The 12744-nt window shown below is 67.3% G+C and carries 11 protein-coding genes and 1 tRNA gene; 3 read left to right on the forward strand and 9 right to left on the reverse strand.

Annotation, left to right across the window (positions count from 1 at the left end; translation table 11 throughout):
* Window positions 1-332 precede the first annotated feature (332 nt).
* The 9 genes from AC1RQK_RS12405 to def all read right to left on the reverse strand — a co-directional run bounded on the left by AC1RQK_RS12405 (window position 333) and on the right by def (window position 9604).
* Window positions 333-408: transfer RNA gene (locus tag AC1RQK_RS12405), tRNA-Phe, on the reverse strand.
* A gap of 60 nt (window positions 409-468) precedes the next feature.
* Window positions 469-1173 (reverse strand): response regulator, encoded by a 705-nt coding sequence (locus tag AC1RQK_RS12410; RefSeq protein ID WP_043350899.1) that lies wholly within the window; start codon window positions 1171-1173, stop codon window positions 469-471.
* Window positions 1174-1225: 52 nt separating this feature from the next.
* The gene (locus AC1RQK_RS12415) at window positions 1226-3694 is read right to left on the reverse strand and encodes a sensor histidine kinase (protein ID WP_492376165.1); all 2469 of its coding nucleotides are present in this window, start codon (window positions 3692-3694) and stop codon (window positions 1226-1228) included.
* Window positions 3691-4410, reverse strand: coding sequence for a DUF4390 domain-containing protein (locus tag AC1RQK_RS12420; protein WP_150987592.1), 720 nt, complete (start codon window positions 4408-4410; stop codon window positions 3691-3693). Before AC1RQK_RS12420 ends, AC1RQK_RS12415 begins: the two co-directional genes overlap by 4 nt.
* A gap of 175 nt (window positions 4411-4585) precedes the next feature.
* Entirely contained in the window at window positions 4586-5938 is a 1353-nt protein-coding gene (rsmB, locus tag AC1RQK_RS12425) for a 16S rRNA (cytosine(967)-C(5))-methyltransferase RsmB (RefSeq protein WP_492809207.1), read from the reverse strand.
* Between the two features lie 221 nt (window positions 5939-6159).
* Window positions 6160-7020, reverse strand: a complete 861-nt coding sequence (htpX, locus tag AC1RQK_RS12430) for a zinc metalloprotease HtpX (RefSeq protein ID WP_174424359.1) — start codon at window positions 7018-7020, stop codon at window positions 6160-6162.
* A gap of 187 nt (window positions 7021-7207) precedes the next feature.
* Window positions 7208-7849, reverse strand: a complete 642-nt coding sequence (locus AC1RQK_RS12435) for a LysE family translocator (protein WP_492809208.1) — start codon at window positions 7847-7849, stop codon at window positions 7208-7210.
* 91 nt (window positions 7850-7940) lie between these two features.
* Window positions 7941-8954, reverse strand: a complete 1014-nt coding sequence (gene fmt, locus AC1RQK_RS12440; RefSeq protein ID WP_492376168.1) for a methionyl-tRNA formyltransferase — start codon at window positions 8952-8954, stop codon at window positions 7941-7943.
* 134 nt (window positions 8955-9088) lie between these two features.
* The gene (def, locus tag AC1RQK_RS12445) at window positions 9089-9604 is read right to left on the reverse strand and encodes a peptide deformylase (protein ID WP_492376169.1); all 516 of its coding nucleotides are present in this window, start codon (window positions 9602-9604) and stop codon (window positions 9089-9091) included.
* Between the two features lie 162 nt (window positions 9605-9766).
* Between def and AC1RQK_RS12450 the strand changes: the two genes are divergently transcribed.
* The 3 genes from AC1RQK_RS12450 (at window position 9767) to AC1RQK_RS12460 (ending at window position 12590) form a co-directional block, all read left to right on the forward strand.
* Complete coding sequence (locus tag AC1RQK_RS12450; RefSeq protein ID WP_492376170.1) at window positions 9767-10939, forward strand: LysM peptidoglycan-binding domain-containing protein; 1173 nt, start codon at window positions 9767-9769, stop codon at window positions 10937-10939.
* A complete protein-coding gene (dprA, locus tag AC1RQK_RS12455; protein WP_492809209.1) occupies window positions 10936-12087 on the forward strand; it encodes a DNA-processing protein DprA in 1152 nt (383 codons plus the stop codon). The genes AC1RQK_RS12450 and dprA overlap by 4 nt, the downstream gene beginning before the upstream one ends.
* 98 nt (window positions 12088-12185) lie before the next feature.
* Window positions 12186-12590 carry a thioredoxin family protein gene (locus AC1RQK_RS12460; RefSeq protein ID WP_492376172.1) on the forward strand — a complete coding sequence of 135 codons (405 nt, stop codon included), beginning with the start codon at window positions 12186-12188 and terminating at the stop codon, window positions 12588-12590.
* The last annotated feature ends 154 nt before the right edge of the window (window positions 12591-12744 follow it).

The raw sequence follows: 12744 nt of genomic DNA on the forward strand, positions 1-12744 counted from the left end.
ATGCGAAAAGCGGATTTTGGGGGTAATTGGCGCAATGCCGATAATCGCGGACGCGATGGCACTGGACGGACGAATTCGTGCCTAAACATTAGGCGGTGGCAGGCGATATAGCAAGGGTTTGCGCGCGTGCGGCGAGGCCGCAGCAGCAGAGGCGATAGCCGCGTCCAGGCCGTGTTCTAAGTGGCCAAATGCGTGTGGATGGGGGGAGGGTCTAGCGCCCAGGGCCGCGCCTCTGAGACGCGCCGGAAGAAGGCCTGCAAGGCAGCGATGAAACGATGGCCACAATGAAAAAAGCCCAAGACCTTTTCAGACCTTGGGCTTTTTCGTAATGCTGGTGGCCTGGGACGGAATCGAACCGCCGACACAAGGATTTTCAATCCTCTGCTCTACCGACTGAGCTACCGGGCCAAAGAAGCGAAACTATAACAGCGCTTTTCGACCCGGTCAAGAGCTGCGTGCATCACCGCATCATTGTTCCGCAGGTTCCGGCTTGTTGCGGCCGAGTTCCACGCCAAGCTGCTTGAGCTTGCGGTACAAGTGGGTGCGTTCGAGGCCGGTTTTCTCTGCGACGCGGGTCATGCTGCCGTGCTCGCGCAGCAAGTGGTATTCGAAGTAAGCGCGCTCGAACAGGTCGCGTGCTTCGCGCAGCGGCATGTCGAAAGAGAAATGCATCTCGGCTTCTGGCAAGCGTTGCGGGCTGCCATTGGCGGTCTCGGCGGCGCTTTCCGCGGCAATCGCCGCCGTGCCCTCGCCATTGCCGTTCGCGGGCAGCGCCGCGCCTGCGGCCACGCCCGAGCGCGGACGCTCGATGCCACGCGCCAGGCCCTGCTCGACTGCCGAAAGCAGCTTTTGCAAGGCAATTGGCTTCTCGAGGAAATTGAGCGCGCCAATCTTGGTTGCCTCCACCGCGGTATCGATGGTTGCGTGTCCCGACATCATGATGACGGGCATGGAGAGCAAGCCTTGGGCCGACCACTCCTTGAGCAGCGTGACGCCGTCGGTATCGGGCATCCAGATGTCAAGCAGCACCAGGTCTGGCGTATTGCCGGCACGGTACTCGCGCGCTTTCTGCGCGTTTTCTGCCACTTCGACCACATGGCCTTCGTCGCTGAGGATTTCCGAGAGCAACTCCCGGATACCCATTTCGTCGTCGACTACGAGGATGGTTGCCATACTTCCCCTCTTGACCCCACCGCGGCTTGCCGGGTTCGGGGCCGCACATTGACTATGCCAGTTTAACGAACAGGATGGAGATCTGCGCCCCGATGATGTCGGAGCCCTCCATGCGATTGCGCAACTCGATGCGTGCGCCGTGTTCGTCAATGATCTTCTTCACCATTGCAAGACCCAGGCCTGTTCCTTTGGCCTTGGTGGTCACATACGGCTCGAACGCGCGACTAAGGATACGCGGAGCGAAACCGGGACCGTTATCCGCAATGGTGAGCTTGACGGCCTGCCGGTCTTCGCCGGCAGAATCTTTGTATTCTACAGTCTCGGTGTGCAGAGCGATATGGGGCGCCGCCCTAGCCGCGCCGAGGTTGTCCGCCACCGCATCCTGCGCGTTTTGCAGCAGGTTGTGAATCACCTGGCGCAGCTGGGTCGGATCGCCCTTGATTTCGGGCAGGCAGGCCGCCAGCGACGGATGGATCACGGCGTGCTCGTACGTGCCGGTGTCGTCGATGCCGTAGAGATGCAGCACTTCGGCGACCAGGCCGTTGAGCTGTAGTGACTGCAACAGCGCTGGCGGCGTGCGGGCGTAATCGCGGAAGTCGTCGACCATGCGCTTCATGGCCTGCACCTGGTTGACGATGGTGGTGGCGCCGCGCTTGAGCACGTCGACGTCGGTGCCCTCCAGTTTGGGCGAGAGCTTCATCTGCAGGCGCTCGGCCGAGAGCTGGATCGGGGTCAGCGGGTTCTTGATTTCATGCGCGAGGCGCCGTGCCACTTCGCCCCACGCCACCGAGCGTTGAGCGGAAATCACATCGGAAATGTCGTCGAATACCACCACGTAGCCGGGTTCGTCGCGCTCGTCGCCGCGCCCGCCCGGCAGGCGCGCGCCGCGCACCAGCAGCGTAAGCGCTTGTTCCTCGTCGCTCTGCGGCAGCTCGATCTGCTTTTGCCAGTGCTGCGCGCCGCCCAGCATTTCACTGGTGCTCTGCTCGGAGAAGGCCTGCCGCACGATGTCGCCGAACTCGCCGAGGACCGGGATGCTGTCGATGGGCTGGCCCAGAGCGCCGGAAAACGGCTGACGGAAGATGCGCTCGGCCCCGGGATTGGCGGTGATCAGCACAAAGCGGCGATCGAACACGAACACGCCGGCGGTGAGGTTCTGCAGCACGCTCTCGAGATACGCCGTCGATTTCTCGAGCGCGCTGCGGTTCTGCTCCACCGCGATGCGCGCTTCCGACAGCTGGCGCGTCATCATGTTGAACTGCTGCGTCAGCATGCCGAGCTCGTCGCGGCTCTTGAGCTCGCGCTTGGGCGAGAGGTCGCCCTCGGCCACTTCCTTGGTCCCTTGCAGCAACATCAGCAGCGGCCGCGCCAGCTGCCCGCCGAGCAACAGCGCCAGCATCACGGCAATGAACACCGCGAGGAACAGCGTGAGCGTCAGCGTGCCGATATACATCTTGCGCAGGCCGGTGCGGCCGAGCGCCTTTTCCTGGTACTCCTGGTAGGCGCGCTGGACTTCGTCGGCATTGCGCGCCAACGCTGCCGGCACCGGATGCACGACCTGCAGGTAGCGCTCCTCGCGCACCGTGTCGCCCACCAGCCCGAACCCGGACGATGCGGCGTCCTCGGGTCGGCGCTCGACCGACAGCCCCGACCCGGCCCAGCGGCCGGCAGCATTGAGGGCCGGCTTGCCCGCGGGCCGGCTGGCGCTATCCGCGGTTGGGGGTGCTTCGGTTTGCGCGGTGGGCGCTGGGCCCAGCGGCACGATGACGCGCAGCCGGTACAGGTGGGCGCCATCGGTACGCTCGGGCTGGTGATGGCTATCGACCGATGGATCGGTGCCCCCTTCCACCGCGGCATAGCCGCCGGCCAGCCGGGCCTGCTCGGCCAGCACGCCAGAGGGCAGGTCCGGCACCAGCGACGCATAGTTGCTCGACGCCGTGGCGATCACGCGGCCGCTGCCGGTAAAGATGGCGGCTTCCTGCACGCCGTATTGCTCGCGCAGCCGGTTGAGCTGCAGCGAGGTGGCAACGTTGGGCGAGCTGGTGAGCTGGTCGGCCATCAGCCGCGCCTTGCCTTGCAGGTCCGACAACGAGCTGTCGATGGTGGAGCGGCCAAGGTTGAGGCCGGCCTCGAGCGCGGTCTCGACGCGAACGTCGAACCAGGACTCGATGCTGCGCGAGACGAACTGCAGCGACACCAGGTAGATCAGCACGCCGGGCAGCACGCCCACCACGCCAAAGAACACGGCGAGCTTGGTCATCAGCCGCGTGCCGAACTTGCCGCGGCGGTAGCGCAGCCACAGGGTCAGCGCCAGCGCGCCGATGATCAGCACCAGCAGGATGCCGATCACCAGGTTGATCTTGAACAGCAGCGTGAAGTACCGATCGAAGAATTCGGTATTGGCCGAGGCGCCGGCGAGCAGTGCCACCAGCACCAGCGCCAGGAACACGATGATGCCCGCCACGACGCGGTAAAGCACGCGCCGGAACCGGCTGTCCCACAGGCTGGGTGGGGCGCTCATGGCTGGCCCGCGGCCGGCTGCACCAGGGTGGTGGGAGAGAGCACGGTCGATACGGTCTGCGCGAACGGCACCGCACGCGTTTCGCCGGCCACCGCGGCGGACGCGGCAGACGCCGGCGCCGGTGTCGGCACGGGCACCAGTTGTGGCGGTGGCGTGGGCGCGGGCGGCGGCGGGAATTCGCTCGGCACGGTGAAGCTGAAGCGCCGCCATTCCGATGCCAGGTTCCACTCGCGGGTGTTGACGGCGTTGATCTGGAACGGCTTGGGCAGTTGCGTCAGGTCCAGGCGCATGCGCGCTTCGGCCTGGTAGGTCTCGCCCGGCTTGACCATGCTGCGCTCGAACACGCGCCAGCCACGCACGCGCTGGATGAACTGCAGCGCGCCCTTCAGGCGCATGAACGGCAATTGCAGGCCGCCGGTGGACACGCGGTACTGGCGCGTGAGCGGATGGTAGGACAGCCGCACGCTGCGGCTGGCATTGACGGGTTTTTCATCGAACCAGTACCAGCGTGGGCGGGAAAGCTGGAAATCGACGACGAAATACAGCGAGATGCCTTTGTTGAGCGCGTCTTCAAGCGGCGGCGGCAGATCGAAATCGAAACTCGCGGCCAGATCGAAGCCGCCATCCTGGTACTCGATGCGGGCCTCGTTGACTTCAATGCCGTCGGCGCGCGCCGTGCCCGGCAGCGCGACCAGCGTCATCAGGATACCGAGCATGATCGTCGCCGCGAGCCACCACGACGCCAGCCGCGCGCGCGCGCCGCATAGCGGGCCGGCGCCGGCTACTGAACCAGCTGCCCGGGCTGCAGCAAGGGACACGCACGCACTGTCGTCTGGGACGCGAAGGACGAACAAGCGAAGCGGGTTCGGCATTGGGATCGATTGGGATCGGTCAGGGTCGTTTCTGGAAACGGGCGTAGAAGAAGCCATCGTGATCGGTGGGCAGGCCTTCCTGGCTGCCATTTCCGCCACCGGCCAACTGATCCTTGCTGCCCGGCAGCATCTGGCCGGGCGCTTGCAATCGTATCGCATCTGGTAGCTGTGCACCAAACCAGCGCGCCTGCTCTTCGTTCTCCGTTGGGAAAATAGAACAGGTGACATAGACCAGGATGCCGCCCGGCTTGAGCAGGCTCCAGAGCTGTGACACGATGCGCCGCTGCTCGGTGACCAGCCGGGGGATATCCACCTCGCGGCGCAGCCAGCGGATGTCCGGGTGGCGGCGCACGATGCCCGAGGCCGAGCACGGTACGTCGGCCAGGATGCGGTCGTACTGGCGGTTGTCCCACCAGTCCTGCGGGCGGCTTGCGTCGCCTACCACCACGGTGGCTTGCTGGCCCAGGCGCGCGAGGTTCTCGTCGATGCGGGTGGCGCGCTGCGCGTCGCTCTCCAGCGCGGTGACTTCCACGTTGGCGAGTTCAAGGATGTGGCCGGTCTTGCCGCCGGGCGCAGCGCACGCATCGAGCACGCGCTGGCCGTCGGCCAGGTCCAGAAGCGCAGCGGCCAGTTGCGCGCCGGCGTCCTGCACCGAGACATCGCCCTCGGCAAACCCGGGGATCTGCGACACGGGAAACGCGCGCACCAGCCGCACGGCCTGCGGGCCGATGGCCACGCCCGCCATGCCGGCATTGAGCACGCGCTTGAGGTAGTCGGGCACCGAGACCCGCGCCGTATTGACGCGCAGGGTCATGGGCGGGCGCACATTGGCGCTCTCGGCCAGCGCGGTCCACTGGTCCGGGTACGCCTTGCGCAGCGCATCCAGCCACCATGCGGGCAGGTTCCAGCGCGCTTCGTCGTCCTGGCGCACCTCGGCCAGCAGTGCCTTGCGTTCACGCAGGAAACGGCGCAGCACGGCGTTCACCAACCCGCGTGCGTGCGCGGTCTTGGGCTCGGAGGCTGCCGCGCTGACGGCCTGGTCGACCACGGTGAACTCGGTATAGCCCCCTTCCCCCTGCTCGTCCTCGACCAGCAGCGCCAGCGCCACGGCCAGCAGTGAGTCCACCAGCGCGCCGGGCGGCCGGGTCACCAGCTTGGTGACCAGCGCGCGCGCCGTGCCGAACTGGCGCATGGTGCGATAGGCCAGGTCCTGCAGGGCGCCACGCGTGGCGGCGTCGCGCACGCGGTCCAGGCGGTACTGGGCAGCGGCGTTCTCGATGGCCAGCGGCAGCGCGCTGCCTTCGTTGACGCCGCGTACGGCAGCCGCGGCGGCGAGCATCTGGAAGGCGAGGGATTCGTGTTGCAGGCGCATGACAGTGGGGCAGTGAGACGGTAAGACGGGGTGGCAGGGGGCAAGCCGCAAGCGGCGAGGACTGGCGGCAAGGCCGGGCGAGGCCAAAAAAACACTGCCCGCCGCTTCCGGGGAAGCACGGCGGGCAGTTTACCCTGTATGTGGCGGGGACCGGCGATTTTGCGCCTGGCTGGCCGCGGCGAGGGGGTAGCGCGGCGGCTTGGACCGTGCTTGGGCCGCGCTTACACCGGATAGACGCCCGTCTGTGCCATCTGCATCAGCCGCGCCACCCGTTCCTCGGTGGCCGGGTGGGTCGAGAACAGGTTGGCGATGCCGCTGCCCGAGAGCGGGTTCATGATCATCATCTGCGCCGTGGCCGGGTGCTGCTCCGCGGTCGGGAACGGAATCCCCTGCGCATAGCGATGGATCTTGTCGAGCGCCATCGCCAGCGCCTGCGGGTCGCCGCTGATGGTGGCGCCGCCGCGATCCGCCTCGAATTCCCGGGCGCGGGAGATCGCCATCTGGATCAGCGAGGCTGCCAGCGGGGCAAGGATTGCCACCGCGATACTGGCAATGGGGTTGGAGCGGTTGCCGTTCTCGTCGCGCCCGCCAAAGAACATGGCGAAGTTGGCCAGCGCGGCGATGGCGCCGGCCATGGTGGCGGCGATGGTCGAGATCAGGATGTCGCGGTGCTGCACGTGAGCCAGCTCGTGGGCCATCACGCCGCGCAGCTCGCGCTCCGATAGCACCCGCAGGATGCCCGTGGTGGCCGCAACGGCGGCATGCTCCGGATCGCGGCCGGTGGCAAAGGCGTTGGGCGCATCCTCGTTGATCAGGTACACGCGCGGCATCGGCAGCTGGGCGCGCTGCGCCAGCTCCTGCACCATGCCGTAGAACTGCGGTGCCGTGCTCGCGTCGACTTCCTGCGCGTTGTACATGCGCAGGACCATCTTGTCCGAGAACCAGTAAGAGAAGAAGTTCATGCCCAGCGCCATGATCAGCGCGAACATCATGCCGCTGCGGCCGCCGATCATGCCGCCAATGACGATGAACAGCGCCGTGATGGCGGCCATCAGCATGAAGGTCTTGACCCAGTTGAACATTGTCGTGATCTCCGAAAAAATCATCCTCGCGCGCGCACCCGGTGGCCGGGCTGGCCGTGCTACGGAAAGCGTGACGCGGTGCTGTTTAGATAGTACCCCGCCCCGGAAATTCAACCGTCACCTGCCTAAAAAAAGGGCAGCCGGTGCCGGCGGCCATTCGTTGCGCCAGCAGGTTCGGCAACGGTTCCTAGCGTTGGGCGAAGGCCAGGCGCGCACCCAGCCCGATGAATGCAATACCCACAATGCGATCCATCCAGCACTTGAGGCGCGGCACCTCGCTGGCGCGGCGGGTCAGGGTGCCCGCCATCCATGCCACCAGGCTGTTCCATAGCGTCGACATCGCCACCATGACGCCGCCCAGGGCCAGGAATGCCAGGGCCTGATGCTCGGCGTTGCGATCCACGAACTGCGGGAAGAAGGAAATGAAGAACAGGATCACCTTTGGATTCAGCACATTGGTGAGAAAGCCCTGCATGAACAAAGCGCGCAGGCCGCGCGTGCCCGGCTGGGCAGCGGGGGCCGCGTCCGCGCCGGGGGGCGCGGATCGCTGCCAGATCAGGCGCAGCCCAAGCCACACCAGATAGGCAGCGCCGGCAAACTTGATCAGGGTAAAGGCGGTGGCCGATGCCGCCAGCAAGGCAGTCAGGCCGAAGGCGATGGCCAGCGAGTGCACGCAGCATCCGGCACTGACCCCGAGCGCCGAGACCACGCCTGCCGCCCTGCCCTGCGCCACGCTGCGCCCGACGATATAGGCGGTATCCGGGCCAGGCGTCACATTGAGCAGGAACACCGCGCCGACGAACAAGGGAAGGTCAGTAATGCCGAGCATGGTTGGCTGCCGGTGGATGAGCTACAGAAATGGGGCGCGCAGCGCGCTGCGGCAAGTCAGCCACCGTGGCTTTGCCGCTAGCGCAGGGCGATTATGCCGTGCCGCCAGGCACGGCGCAGCAGGTACCCGGCGGCAGCGGCATGCTCTGCAGGAATTGCTGGGCCGGCACGCGGCGCCCGCCCGGCTTTTGCAACTCGGTCACGCGCAGCGCGCCTTCGCCGCAGGCGATCACCACGCCATCGGCATCCGCCGCGAGCACGGTGCCCGGCGCCTGCGGGTGGCTGGCCGTGGACGCCAGGGGCTGGGCCTGCCAGCACTTGATGACGGTCTCGCCGACCTGCACGGTGGCGCCGGGAAACGGATTGAAGGCGCGCACCTGGGCGGCCAGCGCCGCAGCCGGGCGGCGCAGGTCCAGCGGGGCTTCTTCCTTGGCGATCTTCTCGGCATAGGTCACGCCCTCGGCCGGCTGCGGCGTGCCGGTGAGCGGCTGGCCCGCGGCGAGGCGGCGCAGCGCCTCCACCACCATGCGCCCGCCCAGCGCGGCTAGCGCATCGTGCAGGGTGCCGGTGGTGTCGCCGGGGCCGATCGGCACGGTTTCGCCCTGGATCATCGCGCCCGTATCCAGCCCTTCGTCCATCTGCATCAGCGTGATGCCGGTCTGCGCGTCGCCAGCCTCGATGGCGCGGTGGATGGGCGCGGCGCCCCGCCAGCGCGGCAGCAGCGAGGCATGGATGTTCAGGCAGCCGTAGCGCGGCAACGCCAGCACCTCGGCCGGCAGGATCAGGCCGTAGGCGGCCACCACCATGACATCCGGGGCGATCTGCGCCAGCGCGTCCACGGCGGCACCGGCCTCTTCAGGATACTTGCCGTTGCGGCGCAGCGAGCGTGGCTGCAGCACCGGGCCCAGGCTTTGCTCCAGCGCGTACTGCTTGACCGGGCTGGCCTGCAGCTGCAAGCCGCGGCCGGCTGGCCGGTCGGGCTGGCTGAGCACCGCCACCACCGGGAAACCGGCGGCGTGGATGGCTTCGAGCGCCACGCGGGCAAATTCGGGCGTGCCGGCAAAGGCAACGCGCAGCGCTTGGGATGGGCTTGCGGCTTGGGACATGGCACGCTCCGGCATAAAGCGGCACCGGCCGCATCAGCGGCCGGTAACTTGATTCATCGGGAAGGCAATACGATAGCAGACCGCTAGCTGGCCGGTAGCAGGCCAGTGCCGGCGCGCGGCCGGCCGCGGCTGCCTTACATGCGGGTGCGTTCGCGCTTGTGCAGCTTGACCAGCTTGGACTTGATGCGCTGAAGCTTCAGTGGCGACAGGTACTCGACGAAGACCTTGCCCTTGAGGTGGTCCATCTCGTGCTGGATGCACACGGCCAGCAGCTCGTCGGCTTCGATCTCGAAGGGCTCGCCCTTCTCGTTCAGGGCACGCACGCGCACATGGTCCGGGCGCTCGACCCGGTCGTAGACCTCGGGCACCGACAGGCAGCCCTCTTCCGCCACCTTGCGGGTGTCGCTGGACCAGACGATCTCCGGGTTGATGAAGACCTGCAGTGCGTCACGGGTCTCGGAGATATCGATCACCACCACCTGTTCGTGCACGTCCACCTGGGTCGCGGCCAGTCCGATGCCGGGGGCTTCGTACATGGTCTCGGCCATGTCCTCTACCAGCTTGCGAATGCGGTCGTCCACCACGGCAACCGGTTTTGCCACGGTATGCAGGCGGGGATCGGGGTAGGTCAGGATATCGAGTTTAGCCATGATGCTGGGGCGCAACGCCTGCCGCTCACACATGTGACCCGCGCGTTGCGGCTACGGGTGTTTACATGCAGAATCGGGGCGCAAGTACAAAAATTCAAGGCGCGCCGCAACAGGCACGCTCTCCAGGGTCAATCCGGCTGTTCTGCCAGCCGGTTCGAGAAAATGCGCGATCTTACCAAAGAACACCAGGCGGCGCCGGGCCGCAGGCCGTACGCGTTTGCCCGTTGGATGTTGTGTGCGGCCGGAATCACTGCCGTCACAGGGGCGCCAGTACATGCCGCCGATCTTACCGTCACCCCGGCCCAGCGGGCCCAGGCCGCCGTTACCGCGCAGCAAGGCATTGCCGCTGCTGACCTGGCTTCGGACGCGCCCCAGCAGTATGTCGTGCGAGGGGGTGACACGCTTTGGGGGATCTCCGGGCGCTTCCTGCGCCAGCCCTGGCGCTGGCCCGAGCTGTGGGGGATGAACCAGCAGCAGATCCGCAATCCACACCTGATCTATCCCGGCCAGGTCCTGTACCTGATTCAGCGCGACGGCCGCGCCTGGCTTTCCACCAGCCCCGATGCTGGCGGCACGGTGCGGCTCACGCCAAGCGTGCGCAGCGAAGGCGGGCCCGATGGCGCCATCGCCAGCATTCCCGCCAAGGACATCGAGCCGTTCCTGATCCGCCCGCTGGTGGTGGACCAGGGCACGCTGGAGACCTCGGCGCGCATCATCGCCCTGCCCGAGTCGCGGGTCTACCTGGGCATGGGCGACACAGCCTATGCGCGCGGCATTTCCCCGCCCGAGGCGGTGGTCGGCAGCGACTGGCAGGCCTTCAAGCCGGTCAAGCCGGTCAAGGACCCGGTTACCGGGCGCGTGCTGGGCTATGAAGCCGAGTACCAGGGCAATGTCCGTGTGTCGCGCCCGCCGGAAGGCTTCGACGCGGTAACTACCGTCAAGGTCACGGCGGCCCAGCAGGAAATGGGCTCTGGCACCTTGCTGATGCCCCAGCCGGCGCGCGAGCCGGTGCGCTATGTGCCCCGCGCGCCGGATGTCATGCTCGATGGCCGCATCGCGGCGGTCTACGGCGGCGTGCAGTTCGGCGGCGCCAAGCAGGTGGTCGTGCTCAATATCGGCACCGCCGCGGGCCTCGAGCCCGGCCATGTGCTCGCGCTGTCCCGCGCCGGCCAGGTGGTGCGCGATCGCACGGATGGCAACCGCGCCATCCAGTTGCCCGACGAGCGCTATGGCCTGGCCTTCGTGTTCCGCGTGTTTCCCGGCGTGGCCTATGCCCTGGTCACCGATGCCTCGAACGCGATCGAGGTGGGCGACCGCGTGACTTCGCCGCGTTGACCGGGCTGGCAGCAACCGGCGCCAACCCGGCGCCGGTGCCCACCACCCGCAGCGCTGCCGATATCGAGGCGTGGCTGCGGCTGACCGGTGCCCGTGGCCTGGGCACAGGAGCCTTGCGCCAGTTGCTGGCCACCTTCGGGCTGCCGCACCAGCTGCTGGCGCAGACCGTCAGCGCACTGGCGGCGGTCATCCCCGAGAAGCAAGCCCGGGCGCTGTTGGCACCGCCCGATGCTGTCACCATGGCGCTGGTCGAGCGCACCGTGGCCTGGGCCGCCGAGCCGGGCAACCATGTGGTGACGCTGGCCGATGCCGCCTATCCCCGTGCCTTGCTGGATCTGTCCGACCCGCCGCTGGTGCTGTACGTCAAAGGCCAGCTGGGTGCGCTTGGCGGCCCGGCCATTGCCATGGTCGGTGCGCGCAGCGCCACCGTGCAGGGCACGGAGGATGCGCGACGCTTTGCCCGCGTGTTGTCCGGCGCCGGGCTGACGGTGGTGTCGGGGCTTGCGCTGGGCATCGATGGCGCAGCGCACGAGGGGGCTCTGGAAGGCGCTCTGGAAGGTGCTGGCGGCACCGTGGCGGTGATCGGCACCGGTGCCGACCTGGTCTACCCCGCTCGCCATCGCGACCTGGCCCACCGCATCGCGGCCCATGGCGCCATCGTCAGCGAGTTTGCGCTTGGCATGCCCGGGCGCAGCCACCACTTTCCCCAGCGCAACCGCATCATCGCGGCGCTCGCGCGCGGCGTGCTGGTGGTGGAGGCGGCGGCGCGATCGGGGTCGCTCATTACCGCGCGGCTGGCAGCCGAGATGGGACGGGAGGTCTATGCCATTCCCGGCTCGATCCATGCGCCGCTGTCCAAGGGTTGCCACCTGCTGATCCGCCAGGGCGCCAAGCTGGTGGAAACCGCGCAGGATGTGCTCGAGGAACTCGGCATGGCCGGGGATGCCGCCCGGCCGGTGGCGCCTGCGCCCATGCCGGCGCTGGACGATGTCCTGGGCCTGACGCTCACCCACGACCCCGTCACGCTGGACGCGCTGTGTGCGCGCACTGCCCTGCCGCCCGAGCAAGTGGTGGCCAGCCTGCTGACATTGGAACTGGCGGGCTCGGTGGAGCGGCTGCCGGGCAATGTCTATCGCCGGGTAAGCTAGTGAGCGACCCTGGTACCGCCGGCCGAAATACGGATTTCCTGGCGACCGCTACAATCAAACGATTTCCCGTGCCTGAAAAGGCTCATGTTTCCCCCATCATGACCGTTTACTTTCCGGAGCAGGACTCGGGCGCAATCGCCCAGGTGTTGGCAGCGCGTCCGCAAGGCCGCCTGGTAGCCTGCCTGTGCGCAGCCTGGTGCGGCACCTGCGGGACCTACCAGGAGGCGTTCGCGGCGCTTGCCGTCCGGTTTCCCGGCGATTGCTTCGTCTGGATCGATATCGAAACCCATGCCGACCAGCTGGGTGATCTCGATATCGATAATTTTCCGACGCTGCTGGTGCAGCCCGCGGCGGGCGGCGCGCCGCAGTTCTACGGCACGCTGCTGCCGCATATTGAAGTGCTCGAGCGCATGCTGGCGCGCGGCGCGGCGATGGTGCCAACGGCCGGCGCAGCGGTGCCGAACGTGCTGGAGTGGCTGGCGCCGCACGCTAACGACGACTAACCCCGGTCATCGGCGTCCGGCGCAAGCCAGGAGCATGAGCGCCGGATCGCAGTCAAAAAACGAAGTGGGCGGTGGCTGTTCAGGGCCGGCCCACATGCCAGCAGCGCCTGTTTGACGGCGACGGCGACGGCAGCTTGCTTGCACCGCCGTCGGA

The sequence above is a fragment of the Cupriavidus sp. GW822-FHT02D05 genome (assembly GCF_058802485.1).